Source organism: Undibacterium sp. Xuan67W (assembly GCF_049340165.1).
GTDB lineage: Bacteria > Pseudomonadota > Gammaproteobacteria > Burkholderiales > Burkholderiaceae_D > Undibacterium.
Genome location: NZ_JBMPPN010000002.1, coordinates 198610 through 216534, shown reverse-complemented (window position 1 = coordinate 216534; position 17925 = coordinate 198610). Strand labels below are relative to the sequence as shown.

17 protein-coding genes are annotated in these 17925 nt (G+C 50.3%); 14 read left to right on the top strand and 3 right to left on the bottom strand.

Annotated elements, in window-relative coordinates; translation table 11 throughout:
- Positions 1–297 precede the first annotated feature (297 nt).
- The 4 genes from ACO0LE_RS02705 to xerC all read left to right on the top strand — a co-directional run bounded on the left by ACO0LE_RS02705 (position 298) and on the right by xerC (position 5208).
- A complete protein-coding gene (locus ACO0LE_RS02705) occupies positions 298–2625 on the top strand; it encodes a methyl-accepting chemotaxis protein (protein WP_422958872.1) in 2328 nt (775 codons plus the stop codon).
- A gap of 69 nt (positions 2626–2694) precedes the next feature.
- Positions 2695–3549 carry a diaminopimelate epimerase gene (gene dapF / locus ACO0LE_RS02700; protein WP_422958871.1) on the top strand — a complete coding sequence of 285 codons (855 nt, stop codon included), beginning with the start codon at positions 2695–2697 and terminating at the stop codon, positions 3547–3549.
- A gap of 20 nt (positions 3550–3569) precedes the next feature.
- Positions 3570–4226, top strand: a complete 657-nt coding sequence (locus tag ACO0LE_RS02695; RefSeq protein WP_422958870.1) for a DUF484 family protein — start codon at positions 3570–3572, stop codon at positions 4224–4226.
- Positions 4227–4281: 55 nt separating this feature from the next.
- Complete coding sequence (gene xerC, locus ACO0LE_RS02690) at positions 4282–5208, top strand: tyrosine recombinase XerC (RefSeq protein WP_422958869.1); 927 nt, start codon at positions 4282–4284, stop codon at positions 5206–5208.
- A 105-nt stretch (positions 5209–5313) separates the two neighbouring features.
- On the opposite strand, the gene ACO0LE_RS02685 is transcribed toward xerC, so the two are convergent.
- Positions 5314–6021, bottom strand: a complete 708-nt coding sequence (locus tag ACO0LE_RS02685) for a type 1 glutamine amidotransferase (protein ID WP_422958868.1) — start codon at positions 6019–6021, stop codon at positions 5314–5316.
- 354 nt (positions 6022–6375) lie between these two features.
- On the opposite strand from ACO0LE_RS02685, the gene ACO0LE_RS02680 reads away from it, so the two are divergent.
- The 10 genes from ACO0LE_RS02680 to ACO0LE_RS02635 all read left to right on the top strand — a co-directional run bounded on the left by ACO0LE_RS02680 (position 6376) and on the right by ACO0LE_RS02635 (position 16085).
- Entirely contained in the window at positions 6376–6909 is a 534-nt protein-coding gene (locus ACO0LE_RS02680; RefSeq protein WP_422958867.1) for a Fur family transcriptional regulator, read from the top strand.
- 34 nt (positions 6910–6943) lie between these two features.
- Positions 6944–8011, top strand: coding sequence for a CobW family GTP-binding protein (locus ACO0LE_RS02675; RefSeq protein WP_422958866.1), 1068 nt, complete (start codon positions 6944–6946; stop codon positions 8009–8011).
- 229 nt (positions 8012–8240) lie between these two features.
- Complete coding sequence (dksA, locus tag ACO0LE_RS02670) at positions 8241–8645, top strand: RNA polymerase-binding protein DksA (RefSeq protein WP_262838172.1); 405 nt, start codon at positions 8241–8243, stop codon at positions 8643–8645.
- Between the two features lie 369 nt (positions 8646–9014).
- Positions 9015–9422: a hypothetical protein gene (locus ACO0LE_RS02665; protein ID WP_422958865.1), complete on the top strand. Its 408-nt coding sequence runs from the start codon at positions 9015–9017 to the stop codon at positions 9420–9422.
- A 78-nt stretch (positions 9423–9500) separates the two neighbouring features.
- Entirely contained in the window at positions 9501–11504 is a 2004-nt protein-coding gene (locus ACO0LE_RS02660; protein ID WP_422958864.1) for a TonB-dependent receptor, read from the top strand.
- A 334-nt stretch (positions 11505–11838) separates the two neighbouring features.
- Positions 11839–13254: a hypothetical protein gene (locus ACO0LE_RS02655; protein ID WP_422958863.1), complete on the top strand. Its 1416-nt coding sequence runs from the start codon at positions 11839–11841 to the stop codon at positions 13252–13254.
- A gap of 268 nt (positions 13255–13522) precedes the next feature.
- Entirely contained in the window at positions 13523–14059 is a 537-nt protein-coding gene (gene hslV, locus ACO0LE_RS02650; RefSeq protein WP_422957431.1) for an ATP-dependent protease subunit HslV, read from the top strand.
- A gap of 15 nt (positions 14060–14074) precedes the next feature.
- Entirely contained in the window at positions 14075–15448 is a 1374-nt protein-coding gene (gene hslU, locus ACO0LE_RS02645) for an ATP-dependent protease ATPase subunit HslU (protein WP_422958862.1), read from the top strand.
- 64 nt (positions 15449–15512) lie between these two features.
- Positions 15513–15707 (top strand): hypothetical protein, encoded by a 195-nt coding sequence (locus tag ACO0LE_RS02640; RefSeq protein ID WP_422958861.1) that lies wholly within the window; start codon positions 15513–15515, stop codon positions 15705–15707.
- A gap of 156 nt (positions 15708–15863) precedes the next feature.
- Positions 15864–16085: a hypothetical protein gene (locus ACO0LE_RS02635; protein ID WP_422958860.1), complete on the top strand. Its 222-nt coding sequence runs from the start codon at positions 15864–15866 to the stop codon at positions 16083–16085.
- 35 nt (positions 16086–16120) lie between these two features.
- Here ACO0LE_RS02635 and ACO0LE_RS02630 read toward each other — a convergent pair whose 3' ends face one another.
- Together ACO0LE_RS02630 and ACO0LE_RS02625 are read right to left on the bottom strand one after the other, a co-directional pair.
- Positions 16121–17119, bottom strand: a complete 999-nt coding sequence (locus ACO0LE_RS02630) for an NAD(P)H-dependent glycerol-3-phosphate dehydrogenase (RefSeq protein WP_422958859.1) — start codon at positions 17117–17119, stop codon at positions 16121–16123.
- A 304-nt stretch (positions 17120–17423) separates the two neighbouring features.
- A complete protein-coding gene (locus ACO0LE_RS02625; protein WP_422958858.1) occupies positions 17424–17870 on the bottom strand; it encodes an SH3 domain-containing protein in 447 nt (148 codons plus the stop codon).
- Positions 17871–17925 lie beyond the last annotated feature (55 nt).

The window sequence follows — 17925 nt, the reverse complement described above, 5'->3', positions numbered from 1 at the left end:
TTCACCTTGTGAGTGAATCATATACCTCTTGCGAGCTTGCCACAGTAGCACGGTGTATTGCCAGTCTCAATGGACAGTGCACAACAAATAGACCAGTACAGTATGACTGACAGATACATAAAGTGTACTGGTCGGATCGATAAAACAAGCCCGCCAAAAACATTCCTAACCGCAATTATTTTTATCAATTTGGCGCAATGGAGGATCAAAAATCTGCGAGAATGGCTGAGAGACACTTCGCCTCCTCCTACCAAATAAAACGGCAGGGAATAGCGCGAAATAATTTGAGAGGACAGCATGGCCACCTACCAAGAGCTTGTCAGCAAAGTGATGTACCCATGCTCGGTTATCATGGGTAAATTAAGTTTGCGCACCAAATTGATCGCCATGACTGCAACTTTTGCGTTGCCCATGCTCTTCCTCAGCATCAACATTACGCTCAAATACCAACAAGACCTAGACATCGCATTAAGTGAGGCAAACGGAGTGCAACTGAGCCGAGAGGTTATGGACCTCGTGGTTGAGACACAGAAACACCGCGGGCTAACGAATCTTAAATTTGCGGCACAAGAAGTTGAACAAGCGCTTAACACCAACCGCGGCAAACTAAAAGAACAAATCAATCGTATCAATCAATTGATCAAAAGCGTGCCGGATCTCGAACTCGATACAACATGGAAACCGCTGTCTGAAAAACTAATCCAACTCTCTGACGGCAAGATTGCGGCAACAGCCACAGAGAATCTGACGCAACACCACCAGCTTGTCGCTGAGGTAAATCGTTTTCTTTTGTTGGCGGCGGAAAAAACCGGCCTGGTGCTGGATCCCGAGGCAGGCACCTATTTTTTGATGGACGCGTCTATTCAGAAAATGCCTTCCTGGATAGAAAATATGGCGCAATTGCGCGGGCTTGGCGCAGGATTTGCAAAAAAATCTGAACTCGAATTTCGTGATAAATCTACATTAATTTCTAAAATTGATGCGATCGGCGTCGCGTCAAATGCGGTGGTGGAAACTAATGCCGCGCTCAAACGGGCAAACGAAGAAATTCCCTCTGCGCAAAAAGCCGCTATTGACGCCTCAGAGGCATTTATTGCCAGCACCAGGAAAAATTTGTTAGGTGAAAAACCAAGTATTGAGGCAGCAGTTTTTTTCGAAGATGGTACTACCGCGATTAACAAATTGCTGGCCTTACAAAGCCAGATATTGAACAGACTGGACAGCTTATTGCAAGAACGGGTCAGACAGTTTTACTTTAAACGGAATCTGACCATCTCCATTATTGTCGTTGCATTTATTTTTACGGGCTATCTGATTTTTGGTTTCTACCGCGGCTTCATCCGTGCACTCAATGCAGTATCCCAATCATCAAAATCGGTGGCATCCGGCGACCTGACAACGCAGGTCCATATTCACGGAAAAGATGAATTGGCAGAGACCGGGAAAATTTTAGAACATATGAATTTTAACTTGTCTGCGCTCGTAGCCAACGTTCGCACCAATGCCAGCATGGTGTCCCAGCTAGGTGGACAACTCGCGACGGGAATTGGCGACTTATCAATCAGGACCGAGCAGCAAGCATCCAGCCTTGAGCAAACTTCAGCAAGTGTAGAAGACCTTGCAGAGACGGTCAGAAAAAACGCAGAGAATGCCCGTGCGGTCGACAATATGGCCTCGAATGTCAGATTGATCGCCGAATCTAGCGGTGCAACTATGAATGCCGCTGTGGATTCGATGCACGGAATACAGAACAGCGCTCTTAAAGTGCAAGAGATCGTAAGCCTGATTGACACCATTGCCTTTCAAACGAATATTCTGGCACTCAATGCGGCCGTCGAAGCTGCCCGCGCAGGAGAACAAGGCCGGGGCTTTGCCGTGGTTGCGGCTGAAGTCAGAAATCTCGCTCAACGTAGTGCGGGATCGGCAAAAGAAATTAAACTTTTGATCGATGAATCGGTAGGTAGAGTCAAAACAGGTGTGTCTCAAATTAACGAGGTCAATTCAACGCTGGCCGATATCGTTGATGGCATCCGAAACTTGGCGGGCAATATCAATTCCATTTCGACTGCCTCTGAAGAACAGAGCAATGGGCTTGCACAGATTTCTGAAGCCATCCGCCATCTCGATGAGATTACACAAAGTAATGGTCAAATGGCGGAGCAGGCAAAAAATTCCTCCGTCCTGCTCGAAGAACGCGCTATCGAATTAGCGAAGGCCGTTTCCTCTTTCAAACTCAGACAAGGTACGGCCGACGAAGCCCTTGCACTCGTTCAAAAAGCACTCGCGCTCCATAAAACCATGGGGCGTCACACTTTAGCAGCAATTACCGCAAATAAAGATGATGCCTTTGCGGATCGGGATATGTATGTCTTTGCCTTTGATCGACAAGGCCAATATCGCGCTTTTGCTGGCAATGCGTCGAAGCTCCAGGTCAATCTGATGCAAGTAACCGGATTAGATGGTCGCAAACTGGTTGCAGATGCCTTTGCAATACCTGCTACAGGTGGCTGGGTTGACTACACTATTCTGAACCCCACAACACAAAAAGTAGATGCGAAAACATCGTATATCGTACCGATCTCAGAAGACCTTGTATTAGGCTGCGGTATATACAAAATTTTGTAAGATATTTCGTCGACACTGAGAGCTTCAATCGGCCAACTTAGCCAAGGCTGAGCGCGCTATAATGTGCTGATGAAACTCAAATTCACCAAAATGCATGGCGCGGGCAACGATTTCGTTGTGATCGACGCCATTAATCAAGCTATTTCGTTCACGCCCGCGCAATGGAAACTGCTGGCAGACCGGCGCTTTGGCGTGGGTGCCGACCAGATTCTGGTGGTCGAACAATCGCCGAGTGAGGGCATTGATTTTCGCTATCGCATCTACAACGCAGATGGCGGCGAGGTTGAACAATGCGGTAACGGTTCACGCGCTTTTGTACGCTTCGTCATCGATAAAAAACTCACCGCCAAAACAGCGATCCGGGTCGAAACCATGTCCGGCGTGATTGAGCCGCGACTCGAAGCCGATGGCAGCATCACCGTGAACATGGGGGCACCGGTTCTGCTGCCTGCCGATGTCCCGTTTGACGCCACAGGACTGACCGCTACAACACAGGGACGTGATGCGCTCTGGCCTCTGGAAATCAATGGCCAGACGATTCTGTTCTCCACCGTCTCCATGGGCAATCCGCACGCCGTGCAAGTCGTCGGCAACACCAGCACCGCTGCGGTCGCCACGGACGGCCCGGTGATTGAACATCACCCGCGCTTTCCACGCCGGGTCAACGCTGGCTTTATGCAGATTGTCTCACCTCAACACATCCGTCTGCGCGTGTTCGAACGCGGCGCAGGTGAAACGCTCGCCTGCGGCACCGGCGCCTGCGCGGCTGCCGTTGCTGGAATCCGTCGCGGTCTGCTGGAGTCCCCTGTACGGGTCAGCATGCAAGGCGGCGAGCTGTCGATTGCCTGGCAGGGCGAAGGACAACCTGTATATTTAAGCGGTCCGGCTGTCACTGTGTTTGACGGCGAAATCGACATTATCTAATTTACCGACATTGACCAAGAATGAATTCCTCTGATATCGCCGAGTACCTCGCCAGCCATCCGCATTTTTTTGAAGAACATGCCGAGCTCCTGTCCAGCGTCAAACTGACCAGCCCGTTGATGGGGCGAGCGATTTCGCTGCAAGAACGCCAGATGGAAGTCGTGCGCGAAAAGTATAAAGTGCTGGAATTACGCATGTCCGATCTGATGCGTCTGGCGCAAGAGAATGATGGAATTACGACTAAATTCCAGAGCTGGACGCGGTCGTTGCTGCTGGCACGCAATGACGTCGATCTGCCGCATATCCTGACCCAGGGCTTACAGGATATTTTTACCGTTCCGCATGCAACGCTGCGCCTGTGGCAAGTCGCCCCCGATTTTTCCCATACCTGGTTTGCCGAGCCTGTCAGCGAGGACGTACAGTTGTTCGCCAAAGGTCTGGTGACGCCATATTGCGGCAGCAATCATGATTTTGAAGCGGCTGGCTGGATCGAATCCGATCACAGTATTCAGTCGCTGGCGATGCTGCCTTTACGCCTGGCACCCGGCTCCGCTACGTTTGGTTTGCTGGTATTGGGCTCGCCTGACGCGGCTCGTTTTACCAAAGAAATGGCAACCGATTTCCTGGTGAAAATCGCGGACACCAGCAGCGCTGCGCTGAACTGCCTGATCGACTGACGATTCACGCGCATCTATTTTATTTATATCAATCCCGCACAATCCATCACACACCATGACCGCTGATGCGCCCCGGACAGAGATTCACGATTATCTGGAGGTCCTGCGCACTCAGCGGCAACTCTCGCCACATACGGTAGAGAACTACCGGCTCGATTTACTCGAATTAAAAAAATTTGCTGGTGAGTTTAGTCTTGCCAGCCTGAGCTATCACCAGATCCGGCGTTTTACGTCACAGCTACATGCACAAGAAGTGAATCCGCGCTCGATTGCACGCAAGCTCTCGTGCTGGCGCGGCTACTACCGCTGGCTGGCTGAGCAGATCACTCTGCCAGCGAATCCTGTCGATGGCATTAAACCGCCGAAAAAAAATAAAAGCTTGCCCAAAGCCTTAGGCACCGATGATGCGGTGCGCCTGGTCTCGCAACACCGCTCTGACACCGCGAGCCAATGTGCGAACCGGGCGATGTTTGAATTACTGTACTCAAGCGGATTGCGGGTGTCAGAACTGGTCGCACTCGATATCAGCCAGTCCATTGAAAAAGCACACATCAGCCTGGGCTGGGTCGATCTCGAACAGGCTGAGGTGCATGTCACCGGCAAAGGCAATAAACAGCGCATCGTTCCGGTCGGCCGCCATGCCATAGATGCACTGCTCGCCTGGATTGCCGTACGTCCGACATTGCTAAAAGCCGATCCCCATCCCTTATTTTTAAGCGAGCGCGGCAGCCGTATCTCGCAACGTCTTGTACAACTACGGATCAAGGCGCATGCGCAGTCGCTGGGCATTCCGGCCGATGTGACGCCGCACGTCATGCGTCACTCATTTGCCAGTCATGTGTTGCAATCCTCAGGCGATCTGCGGGCGGTCCAGGAAATGCTGGGGCATAGTTCGATTGCCGCGACCCAGATCTATACCTCGCTCGACTTTCAGCATCTGTCCAAAGTCTATGACCAGACGCATCCCAGAGCGAAGAAATAATATACTCCCCCTTATTTTATTAAAAATAGTCCTGATCCCCCGCTTAAACAGGGCGCATTAAAATATACTAGGGATGAGTATATTTAAATCATCATCAAATACCGCTCATGCATGCCAATGCTGCCGCCATGCATCGAGACGCTGGTAGAACCAGTCACGCACGATACGATAACGAGCCACATCGCGCTCAAGTTCTTCGCTATTTTGACTACCTTCGCATGATGCGGCAGACAAACGCGGCAAAGGCGACGCATCACCAAAGAAATTATTTAACTCCGCAACCGATGCCGCATTCCATTCAGGATGAAATTGCACAGCAATCCGCCGCTCGCCATGGGTCACATATTGCTGAGGACAAGCCGGACTGCTGGCGTGCAATACGGCTCCCGGCGGCAAACTAAAACTATCTTCATGCCACTGCAATACCGTCATCTCGCTGCCATGAGTCAATTGCACCTGGCTCCAGCCTCCTTCTTTTTCGGTTGCCGGAATAATCTCCGCTCCAAGGCAGCCTGCAAGTAATTGCGCTCCCATGCAAATTGCGAAAACCGGCGCATCTAGCGTCAGGATTTGCTGCAGCCACGCTCGTTCACGTTGCAACCACATCGGAGGGCGGTACACCGCGTAAGGGCCACCCAGGATAATTACAGGCCCTGCGTCCATCGCCGGTAACTCGCCCAGATCAGCGCGCACTATGTTGAGATGCACACCTCGCGACGCTGCCCACACAGCAATCTCACCCGGCCCTTCGGCAGGATGATGCTGAATCACATTGAGCGATAGTTTGACTGGCTTGAATGGTTGGTCTGGCATAAATGAGTATTCGTTGTATATGCAATCTGCCCCTCAAAACACAGCCACAGAGATGCAGAAGATGCACCAACACAAAGAGAATATCAATGCATCAGTGCTTTTCTCTGCCGCTGTTGTTCCTCTGTGTCTCCGTGCCTCTGTGGTGAGAGGTTTTGTTTTTCCGTCAGTCTATAACGGCATCACAGATTGATAAGAAGGTCCACGCGGCTACTCAGACTAAGTGAATAAATACAGGGTTTCTTTACATCACAATTAAGGCATTTTGCAACTGAATTGCATTTTCAGGCATAATACTGCAAAGTATCGTACAGCTCGCATCCTACTACCGCCGTTTTGCTCTCACCGATTTTCATCATGACAGCCGCCACCCGCAAAAAATCACCCGCACCCTCTCAGACCACAAACGAGGTGAGGGCACTGGCCGAACACATGCTGCAGCAAGCGACGATCCGGGCAACAGAGGCACGCACCAGCGTCCTGACGGTCTTGCTCAATACCAGCCGCGCCTTATCGCACCAGGAGATACAAGATACTCTGCCGGAGATGGACAGAGTGACGCTATACCGTGCACTTGACTGTCTGACCGATGCCGGTCTGGCGCATAAGATTGCAGGCGATGACAGAATTTTTCGCTACAACACAGGAAGCGACGATCAGGCACATGTGGCAACAAGCGGCATACAGCATCAGCATGGTCATTTTAAATGCACGCGATGCGCCAAAGTGTTTTGCCTTGATGAAGAACGGCATTGCACGAACCACTCACATCATCACCCGTCCCTACAGGATCAGTTGCAGGCGACCCTGCAAGCGACACTGGGTAAGGGTTTTCAGAATCACGACATAGAACTGACCATCAAAGGCTGGTGCGCCGAATGCGCCAGATAACACGACAAAACGCACAAAGCACAGAAAGACAGTTATGGCATTAATTCCCACCACGATACTGACCGGCTTCTTAGGTTCAGGTAAAACCACGTTACTGAACCGGATTCTCCAAGAAGACCACGGCCACAAAATCGCTGTGATTGAAAATGAATTCGGCGAAGAGAATATCGATAACGATATTCTGGTACAGGACCGCAACGAGCAAATTATCGAAATGAACAACGGTTGCATCTGCTGCACAGTTCGCGGCGATCTGATTGTGGCCCTGAGTAATCTGATACAGCAAAAGAATGACGGCAAGATCGACTTTGATCGCGTCGTGATAGAGACGACAGGCCTTGCTAATCCAGGGCCGGTTGCGCAAACCTTCTTCGTCGACGAAGAAGTCGGCAGTTATTACATGCTGGATGCCGTTGTCACCATGGTCGATGCGCGCCACGCTATGCAACAACTCGACGAGCACGAAGAAGCGCAACGCCAAGTCGGTTTTGCCGACAAAATTCTGCTGTCTAAAACCGATCTGGTGGATGCAGAGCAAGTCCGCATCTTGCGACAACGCCTGAGCCGCATGAACCCGCGCGCTACCATCAGCATTGCTGATTTTGGCAAAGTTGCGATTAGCGAAGTGCTGGACCTGAAAGGCTTCAACCTGAACGCCAAGCTCGAACTAGATCCAGATTTTTTACAGGCTGAAGCCGCTCACGAACATGCTGATGAACACATTGACGAGCATCATGTGCATGACGAACATTGCGGACATACTCATGATGAGCACCATCATGACCATCACCACGCCCATCATTCGGATGATATTGCCGCCTTTGTGTTTAAAAGCACACAGCCATTTAATACCGCGAAACTCGATGAATTTTTAGGCGGACTGGTCAATGTATTCGGCCCTCGCATGCTGCGCTATAAGGGAGTGCTCCTGATGGATGGCGCTGATCGCAAGGTCATTTTTCAGGGGGTGCATCAAATTATGGGCACCGATGTCGGCATGAAATGGGGCGACGACGAGTTGCGTGAGAGCAAGATGGTGTTTATTGGCAAAAATTTACCTAAAGAAGTATTTATTGATGGTTTAAAACTATGTTTGGTATAAACTAGCGGGCTACTGAATTGGGGCAACCGTTTTTGCTGCTCCAGCAATGTAAAAGGCAAACTTCATCAGGATGTCATTTACTTTGTCAGTAAGGGGAGGATAATGGCTAGCCAAATGCAGATTCAGTGCAATTTAGCTATTACTTGTATATTAATCCGTCGTATCGAAAGTCAGCGAAGTGGCAACTAAATCACCTAAATCGACTGCAACAGTCAATGCGCCCGCAGCTCTGCTCACCGAAGAAGAAATTCTGAAGATGGGCGAGAAGGACTACATGAATGCTGCACAACTGGCATTTTTTAAAGCCCGTTTGCAACAGCTAGAGAAGGATTTGCTTAAAAACGCCGACGAAACTACCGAACATCTGCGCGAAACAGTGCTGGTTCCGGATCCGGCTGACCGCGCTACCATCGAAGAAGAACACGCGCTGGAATTGCGTACCCGTGATCGTGAACGTAAATTGTTGAAAAAAGTTCAGCAATCCATCGCCAGCATCGACGAAGGCGATTATGGCTGGTGCGAAGAAACGGGCGAGCCTATCGGCGTTCCACGCTTGTTAGCGCGACCGACAGCAACTTTGTCTCTGGAAGCACAACAAAGACGAGAAATGAAGCAAAAACTGTACGGCGATTAATCCTCGGCCTACGGTCAGTCAACAGCGTGCATTATCCATGCACGCTTTTTTTGGCAAAATGTATGCAACCCAGTTGCAAATAATGAGTACGCAGTCAGCGATTGAGGACGTTTATGCAAAAGAATGTCGGTTTTTTGCCACACTACCGGATGCATCAATAGCCACAATCCATGCGCTAATTTTTTAACGACACAAGCGACCGTAAGATCATTCTCTCGTATGAGATTTGATGCGAACTTAAATGACGGAGGCTTGTCATAAAGCAGGCAGCAAATAAATACACTCATGGCGACATGAAAAGACAGCAAACGACACGTAACATCACAGCAATAGACCTGACCATTTTTTTGTAAAAATCACAAAATCTGCATGCGATTTTTTTCTCTATCCCGTCCACATCACACAGCCCGCTTGCTGTTATGGATACTGCTGCCCGCATTATTGCTGGCGCAGTGGATAGGGCAAAGTCACAAAATCGCCCATGCTGGCTGGAGCAATGGCAAGCCCGCCTATAATGTGCTCGGCAGTCAGGTGCAGAACCCGTCTGCAGTCACACTCTTAGAAGCGCTCAGTCAGCCATTTGGCGACGATAAACAAGTACACTCTTGCGCATTTCTTGATGCACTGACGGCCGCCGACTGTCTGCATGCAGTAACGCCGGGGTTACCGGATTTAGCCGGCACCGCCATCCCCGCCGACCTGCCTGCAGAACAAAGCTGGCAAGCGCCTTTGCAACTGCACTTCTCCTCGCGCGCACCACCAGCTTCTCTCTCCTGATCGGGCAATCTGCCCGCTGTAATGTCACGAGCCATCGTTTCGATGACGCTTGTTTTTTTCCATTTTTCAGGAAGTAATATGTCTTTCCAACGCTCCCTTATCGCAAGCGCCGTGCTGTCTGCACTGGCCTCATTGAGTTCTGCCGCATTCGCCGATAGCGCGATCAACACCGTTACCGTCTCATCCAATCCTCTGGGTAATGATGAGAATATGCAAATCCTGACACCCGCCAAAATTCTCTCTGGTCCTGAATTACGCGCCAAACTCGGCACCTCGCTGGGCGATACTTTGGGCGGCGAACTGGGTGTCGCTGCCTCAGGTTTTGGCGCCGGTGCATCGCGTCCGATTATTCGCGGACTGGAAGGTCCGCGTGTCAAAATTTTGCAAAACGGGATGGGTGTCGCCGACGTCTCCAGCCTTTCGAATGACCACGCCGTTGCAAGCGAAAGTGCCACTGCACAGCAAATCGAAATTTTACGTGGTCCCGCAGCACTGCTATATGGCAGCGGCGCAATCGGTGGCCTGGTCAATGTGGTTGATGAGCGAATTCCCACCGTGCTCAGCAAGCAAATCAGTGGCGAAGCTGAACTGCGTTATGGCAGCGTGAATCAGGAAAAAAATGCCTCATTCTCACTCCTCGGCTCGAGTGGCGATGTGGCATTCCATCTGGATGGCAATACACGCGACACCAGCGACTACCGCATCCCTGGGCAGACCGAAGCCGGCAACCCCAATTCTGCAAGCGGCAAATTACCAACTAGCTACACACATGAAACAAGTTTCGGGATCGGCGCAGCGCTGATCAAGGATTGGGGTCATGTCGGCGCTGCGGTACAAACAATGAGCGATCGCTACGGCATACCTACTGCTGAAAAATCCTTCATCGATCTGAAGCAGAATCGACTCGATATCGACGGCATGATCAAATCGCCGCTGTCCGGTTTTGACTCGCTGCATTTCAAACTTGCCGATACAGATTACAACCATACCGAGAAAATGGAAAATGGCACGCCCATTACCGATTTCACAAATAAGTCTCTGGAAACCCGCATCAGCCTTGCACATAAGAACTGGGACGGATGGGAAGGTAGCTGGGGCATGCAAACAGAGAGCATCCGTTTCTCTGCCTTATCTGCCAGCACAGGTCGCTCCGATACCGTACCAACGACAAAGTCCACATCCTTCGCCCTATTCGCGGTTGAGCAAAAAGCGTTTGGTGATGTGATGGCCAGTGCCGGCGCCCGTCTCGAGAACGTCAAACGCGATCCGGAAGCACAGTTCCAGCTACCAAGCCGCAGCTTCAATATCGGCTCTGCATCGGTCGGCGGTTTATGGCAATTCGCACCCGGCTATGGCATCGGTGCGACACTCTCGATGGCACAACGCGCACCATCGACCGAAGAACTGTATTCGAACGGTCCGCATGAATCGACGTCAACCTACGACATCGGCAGCAATACATTGAAAAAAGAAAGCTCGCGTAATCTGGAGTTGACCGCACAAAAAACGACCGGCCTGATCCGCTGGAAAATCAATGCATTCCTGAACAAGGTCAGCAATTATGTATATGGTCATAGCGATGGAACCAAGGTCGACGAGGCGGGCATCCCTGATGCCGACGCCGAATTCACCCGTCGCTATTGGTCCCAAGCGAACGCGACCATACGCGGTGGCGAAGCTGAAGTGAGCTACAACCAGCATGGTGAAGGTTTATCAGCACGCGCATTTGCCGATACATCCCGCGGCACACTCGACGACGCAGGCAATCTGCCCCTGCAACCGGCAACACGTTTTGGCACCGATCTGGCATATAAAATGGGCGCGTGGAATGGTGGCCTGAATGTCTTGCGTGCACAAAGCCAAGACCGGCTCGCGAGTTTCGAGGATTATGTGACGCCAGGTTATACCAAGCTTGATGCCAGCCTGACCTACACACATGCCTACAATAATAGCCAGCTCACCTGGTTTTTATTGGCGAAAAATCTCTTGAATCAAGATATCCGTCTTGCGACATCGGTATTAAAAGAAACCGTTCCTCAGCCGGGTCGTGGTGTCGTCGCCGGAGTCAGAGTGATGTTTTAAATGCAGGCCTTGTCAGGTAAGTAAATTACAAATCAGCAGGACACCGCCAACACAAAACGGTAAAAAAAGAGGGCAAATAAAGTCCTCTTTTTTTATTATTCAACAAATTTCAAAGACCTTACGCAAGCTTAAATGCAAAATTATTCTTGTCTGTTACAATTTTTGTAGAATTTTTTACATTTTCATTTGAGCAAAGCCGCTCCACAGCTAACAAAAGTTACATGTTTCAGACTATACTTTAGCTTCGCCAAATTGGTCGCGCGCCCATGACCAAGATTATTTTGTAATCCAAAGAAGCAGATAATAGTTTCAACTATTTATATTCAGGAATAACGTGGGGATTTTTTCGCTTTTCGGCAAGAAGAATGGTCAGCAGGAGAATGACTCCTCGCAGAAAACTTCTGCTAAAAAAACACGTTCAAAAAGCGGCAATACCGATATCGCGGTGCCTGCTGAGGACGAATTAGCGTCTCAATCCATCATGGCGCAACGCCATGTTGCACGTGCAACTGCCCGTAAAATTGATGCGATCGAATTTGAGATGTCGCGCGATATGGGTAAGACAAAAAGTCCGATCCCTCCTAAATCTGGGTCAGATGCTGCGAGTAAAAAAACAGCTAAAAGTATCGATGCTTCTACTGCAGAACATGTTACCGACTTCCAAAGTACTCTGCCTTTAGAAGGTCAATCTACCGACTACCTGCTAGATCAGCACACGGATGTGATGACAGTTGAACTGGCAGAAACCGAATCAGTTCCCTTGCTCGAAGAGGCAGCGATCCTCTTCGCCAGTGGTCAGAACGAAGTAGCAGCACAAATGCTACAGGCAGCAATACATAGCAACAATCTCGGCCAGGTAGAGCAAATCGGCTGGTATATGCTGTTTGATCTGTATCAGATCACCGGTAATCAGCAGCAGTTTGACAGTCTGTCGCTTGAATACGCGAGTAAATTCGAAACATCCCCACCAATCTGGCATGGTCCTGATGAAGCGGAAGCAGACACAGAAAACGAGGCTGACCAAACCACGGCCAATCTGTCTTTCCCAGCAAGCCTGGATGCGAATATCGTCAAGGTATTAGCCCGCTTGCAACAGATGAGCCTGAAAAGTCAAAGTCTGAAACTTGATTTCACCCGTGTAAAAGAAGTGGATCCAGTTGGTTGCGGCTTATTGCTACGGGCGATTAAGAATCTGAAAAAAACCAAGCATGATCTGATGCTTGTGGCTGCGCAAGATCTGGCAGACAACATACGCGCGATCTTGCAAGTGGGTCGTCGTGACGAAACTGAAGCGCCATGGCTGCTGCTACTGGAAATCCTGCAATTGCTCCATTTCGAACAAGCGTTTGAAGAGGTTAGCATGGATTACTGTATTACATTCGAAGTGTCTCCTCCCTCATTTGAAGCACCGATCAATAAAGTCACCACCTCCCTGCCAGATATCCGGATAGAAACACTTCAGCCCTCAAACCGTTTCATGATGCCTGCTGTGATTGACGGTAAAACCGATATTCTGATCAATCGTATCGCCGACCACGCCAAAACTTTCCATAACCCCCTGATTCTTGACTGCTCCAAACTTGAGCGGGTGGAATTCGGCGCATCTGCGCAACTGCTCAACGGTTTAGTGCCACTATCCGCAGCACGCGACACCCATATCCAGTTTGTCGAAGTTAACTATCTCGTCATGGCGCTGTTCAATGCAATGGGCCTGAAAAACGTTGCCACTATTTTCCCGCGCAAACGTTAATTCCACACAGCGCTCTACTTCTGTCCTATCTTGTAATTTTGGGGATGCGCCCCATTTTTCAGTACAGGCTAAGGTCAATGTGTCGCGCAACTGCGTTTTGCAGATTAAGTGACATTGAAACTTGATACGAAATCAACTACATCGAAATAATCGGATACTGATTGAAGCGCAGAATGCTTGTCTTTATTCTTGCGTTTAGGCTCTTAATCAGACAGATGCCGCTGTAATTTACGCACATATAGCAAGTAACATCATCATTGAGGATCACATGGAACAATTCCACGGCACGACTATTTTGTCGGTACGACGCGGCAATCTGGTCGCACTAGGCGGCGACGGTCAGGTCACTTTAGGCAACATCGTCATGAAGGGTACTGCACGCAAAGTACGCAAGCTGTATCACAACAAAGTACTGGCAGGATTTGCCGGTGGAACGGCTGACGCCTTCACACTGATTGAACGTTTCGAAGCGAAACTGGAAAAGCATCAAGGGCATCTGATGCGCGCATCCGTAGAGCTCGCCAAGGACTGGCGTACCGACCGCATGCTGCGTCGCCTGGAGGCGATGCTGCTGGTAGCGGACAGAGAAACTACTCTGGTCATAACCGGCAATGGCGATGTATTAGAGCCCACTGACGGCATCGGCGCGATTGGCTCAGGCGGCACCTTTGCTCAGTCAGCGGCCAAAGCGCTGCAAGAAAATACCGATTTATCGCCGATAGAAATTGTCAAAAAATCGCTCACCATCGCAGGCGAATTATGTATCTACACCAATTTGTCGCACACGATAGAAACCTTAGAATAAGCCTGGACTAGCGCTATGAACATGACTCCCCAAGAAATCGTTTCTGAACTCGACAAACATGTGGTCGGCCAGGGCCGCGCCAAACGCGCCGTCGCCATTGCACTGCGCAACCGCTGGCGCAGACAGCAAGTGCCAGAGCCGCTCCGTCACGAAATTACGCCAAAAAACATTCTGATGATAGGCCCTACAGGTGTCGGTAAAACCGAAATCGCCCGCCGGCTGGCAAAACTTGCCGATGCCCCCTTCATCAAAATTGAAGCGACTAAATTTACGGAAGTTGGCTACGTCGGTCGCGACGTCGATACGATTATTCGCGACTTAGTGGATATCGGCATTAAACAGACCCGCGAAGCAGCAACGCGCAAGGTGCGCGCCCGCGCTGAAGATGCCGCAGAAGACAGAATCCTCGATATCCTGTTGCCGCCATCACGTGATTTTGGCTTTACCCCGAATGCCGATAGTGCAGCCAATACGGGCGATGCTGAGTCTGCAAGCAATGACAAAGCCGTCGACAATCCGACCCGTCAAACCTTTCGCAAACGCCTGCGTGAAGGTGCCTTAGACGACAAGGAAATTGATATCGATCTCAATGAGCCAGCGCCGCAAATGGAGATCATGGCACCGCCTGGCATGGAGGAGATGACAGAGCAGATCAAATCCATGTTTTCCGGAGTGGGCAGCGGCCGCAAAAAATCCCGTAAGCTGAAAATCAAAGAAGCGCTGAAACTCTTGATCGAAGAAGAGGCTGGCAAGCTAGTCAACGAAGACGAGCTAAAGCAACACGCGATCCAGAATGTCGAGCAAAACGGTATTGTGTTTCTTGATGAAATCGACAAAATCGCATCGCGCTCAGAAACTGGCGGCGCTGAAGTATCACGTGCTGGCGTGCAGCGCGATCTGCTGCCACTAGTCGAGGGAACCACCGTCAATACTAAGTACGGCATGATCAAAACCGATCATATTCTGTTCATTGCTTCTGGTGCCTTTCATCTGGCAAAACCGTCCGATCTGATCCCGGAATTGCAAGGTCGCTTTCCGATACGCGTCGAGCTGGAATCTCTGTCGATTGCTGATTTCGAACGTATCCTGACCAGCACCGATGCTTGTCTGACACGTCAATATCAAGCATTATTGGCAACCGAAGGCGTCACCGTAGAATTCAGTGACGAAGGGGTACAAAGGCTCGCGGGAATTGCTTTTTCCGTCAATGAAACAACCGAAAACATCGGCGCACGCCGGCTCTACACTGTGATGGAAAAACTGCTGGAAGAAATCTCTTTCGACGCCCATCAGAACTCGGGCAGTACCGTTGTGATTGATGCCGCCTATGTGGAGAGTAAGCTCGCCGCCTTATCGGTCGACGAAGACTTGTCCCGCTATGTTTTATAAGCTTTGTAAGCGCTTACAAACTATAAAACATAGCACTGAAAAATGATCGAAAAGGAAAGCAGCAATGGCTAATAAAACTTCAGGAACGCGCCAGAAACTGACTTTCCGCCTCGATCCGTCACAGACCAAACCACGCAACCCGGTAGCTGTCGCCGCCAAACAAAGAAGCGCAGGCAGTCACCAGAAATCGCCCTCCGCTCTGCGACAAGCGCATAAACTCGTCGTCAAAAAATTGCCTGTCGATGGAGAACAAGATTGATTTGGCCGAAAAATCAGTTACAGTGAGAACGTCGGAGTGAGTAAGCAAAGTAAGTGGCGTAAGTAATTTACCCGAGCTTGTTCGAGATGCAGTCCAGCCATGCCCTATGTAGTCCCCTCTCCAGTATCACTTTCGCAGAGAACATCAGGTGCAATCATGTCAGGAAGCAGGCGCAGAAAACAGCAGGTGCAACACCATATGTTCTTACGCCGTAAGGATATTCTTACGCGTTTTATGGTGGATCTGGGAACGCTTTATCTGTCTACGCTGGGTTTGAAAAAGACCCGCGAATTAATGAGACGGCAGCATGTGCCTGAAACCGTCATCATCCGGGTATTAAGCTTTCCGGGTTTTCGCCGTACGTATGGCCGCACCTGATTTATTAGGCGGCTTTATTGTTGCCCAAAACTTGTCTAACGGAGCTCTTGCTTGGCATCGCGTGCCAGTAAGCGCGCAATCATTTGCTGTGCAGGAACATCATCGAACAACACCCCTGCGACGGCATTTGTAATCGGCATTTCAATCCGCAAACTTTCTGCCAGATTTTTGACGGCTCTGGCACAACGCACACCTTCTGCGACATGCCCAAGCTCTTGCACAATCACCTCCAGCGACTTACCCTGGGCCAATGCCAGTCCGACTTTACGATTGCGGGAAAGATCGCCGGTGCAGGTTAAAATCAAGTCCCCGACACCGGTTAACCCCATCAACGTTTCCACATGTCCGCCTAGGGCAGCACCGAGCCGACTAATTTCAGCCAAGCCACGCGTCATTAAAGCAGCCCGGGCATTTAAACCCAGGCCAAGTCCGTCGGCGATGCCGGTGGCAATGGCTAAAATATTTTTAACAGCTCCACCGACTTCAACGCCGACCACATCATCACTGGAATACACGCGAATCGCGTTGCCGTGCACCGCATTAACGACGTGCTGACATAGCTCTGCGGAGCTGGACGCAATCGTCAGTGCACACGGCATACCTCTGGCAACTTCCTGAGCGAACGAAGGACCGGACAAGGCCCCTGCCAGCGTGTCATCGCCCAACACCTGACGTACTACCTGATGCGGCAATAATTGCGAACCTTCTTCAAATCCTTTACACAACCAAACCACATGCTTGGGATGATACGGGAGGCATTGCTGCAAAAGAGGTCGCAAACCCGCAACCGAAGTCGCAATAATCAACAAACCGTCGTCTGTACTTGCATGACTCATTGCTTGCTGAAAATCGTCACTTGCTTGCAATTGAGGCGGGAACGGGAAGCCTGCAAGATAAGTCTTGTTCTCACGCACGGCCTGCATCGCCTGCATGACATCAGCGTTACGCCCCCACAACTGCACCTGATGCCTGGCAGCTAAAGAAATCGCCAGGGCAGTCCCCCAGGCTCCTGCACCAAGTATGCTGATGTTCATAGTCTGACCTTCACAAGAAGTTGTTTCATAGTTGCTGATACCGGAACCGCCATTTTGCTGCGCACAGGTACGCCAATTCCCTATCTACTGATGGTATATCGTAACGGCTGACAGCATGATTTTTACATCGGAATCCATATACTCCACTTAGTATATTCACAGGCACTAATTTTTATATGCGGATGCAGATATATTTTTTAGTAAATGAGGGGGAGTATATAAAAAAGGACAGCTTCCTGTCCTTTTTTATGCGTGCCTTTTACTCTGCGCAATACCTGTTCCATCTGTCTTCCGTGCTTCTGACTTAGACGCCCCAGACTTCCGACACTTTGACATAACCGATCTGGCCATCACGATGTTTGACCTTGACCCAGCCAGCATTGACCGGCTCTGCCATTTCTAGCAACACATTCTTGTCTGCACTGAAAACTAGTGCGGAAGATTCGTCAGCAGTGGCACGGACTTTCGCATTCGCTACACGCACGACCACATTACGACGGGCAAGCAGTTCTTTGGACTCGACCCAACTGAGATCACCACCCATATCGCGCACCTTGCTCCAGGTGCCGTAGGTCAAAATTACTTCGACCGGCATACCACGTGGCGCAACATAGACCTTGCTGCCTTTGGCAGACGGCGCGTCATACAAAATGACTGGCGAAGCACCAATCGACTTGAAATCGAGAGCGAGCGCAGCACCTGACACCGATGTCAGGGCAAGCACTACAGATAAAACCAGAGAACGACGCATAGTAGTTTCCACTTAATCCCCCGCCAGCACAATGGCTGACAGGGTAATCATCAAG

What these genes read in the sequence shown, in the direction of transcription:
- ACO0LE_RS02680 (WP_422958867.1), top strand. Translation starts at nt 6,376, where the DNA reads ATGACAGCCGCCACCCGCAAAAAATCACCCGCACCCTCTCAGACCACA.
- ACO0LE_RS02635 (WP_422958860.1), top strand. Translation starts at nt 15,864, where the DNA reads ATGTCAGGAAGCAGGCGCAGAAAACAGCAGGTGCAACACCATATGTTC.
- ACO0LE_RS02660 (WP_422958864.1), top strand. Translation starts at nt 9,501, where the DNA reads ATGTCTTTCCAACGCTCCCTTATCGCAAGCGCCGTGCTGTCTGCACTG.
- hslU (WP_422958862.1), top strand. Translation starts at nt 14,075, where the DNA reads ATGAACATGACTCCCCAAGAAATCGTTTCTGAACTCGACAAACATGTG.
- ACO0LE_RS02625 (WP_422958858.1), bottom strand. Translation starts at nt 17,870, where the DNA reads ATGCGTCGTTCTCTGGTTTTATCTGTAGTGCTTGCCCTGACATCGGTG.
- ACO0LE_RS02665 (WP_422958865.1), top strand. Translation starts at nt 9,015, where the DNA reads ATGCGATTTTTTTCTCTATCCCGTCCACATCACACAGCCCGCTTGCTG.
- ACO0LE_RS02675 (WP_422958866.1), top strand. Translation starts at nt 6,944, where the DNA reads ATGGCATTAATTCCCACCACGATACTGACCGGCTTCTTAGGTTCAGGT.
- ACO0LE_RS02695 (WP_422958870.1), top strand. Translation starts at nt 3,570, where the DNA reads ATGAATTCCTCTGATATCGCCGAGTACCTCGCCAGCCATCCGCATTTT.
- ACO0LE_RS02685 (WP_422958868.1), bottom strand. Translation starts at nt 6,021, where the DNA reads ATGCCAGACCAACCATTCAAGCCAGTCAAACTATCGCTCAATGTGATT.
- hslV (WP_422957431.1), top strand. Translation starts at nt 13,523, where the DNA reads ATGGAACAATTCCACGGCACGACTATTTTGTCGGTACGACGCGGCAAT.
- ACO0LE_RS02705 (WP_422958872.1), top strand. Translation starts at nt 298, where the DNA reads ATGGCCACCTACCAAGAGCTTGTCAGCAAAGTGATGTACCCATGCTCG.
- xerC (WP_422958869.1), top strand. Translation starts at nt 4,282, where the DNA reads ATGACCGCTGATGCGCCCCGGACAGAGATTCACGATTATCTGGAGGTC.
- ACO0LE_RS02630 (WP_422958859.1), bottom strand. Translation starts at nt 17,119, where the DNA reads ATGAACATCAGCATACTTGGTGCAGGAGCCTGGGGGACTGCCCTGGCG.
- dapF (WP_422958871.1), top strand. Translation starts at nt 2,695, where the DNA reads ATGAAACTCAAATTCACCAAAATGCATGGCGCGGGCAACGATTTCGTT.
- ACO0LE_RS02640 (WP_422958861.1), top strand. Translation starts at nt 15,513, where the DNA reads ATGGCTAATAAAACTTCAGGAACGCGCCAGAAACTGACTTTCCGCCTC.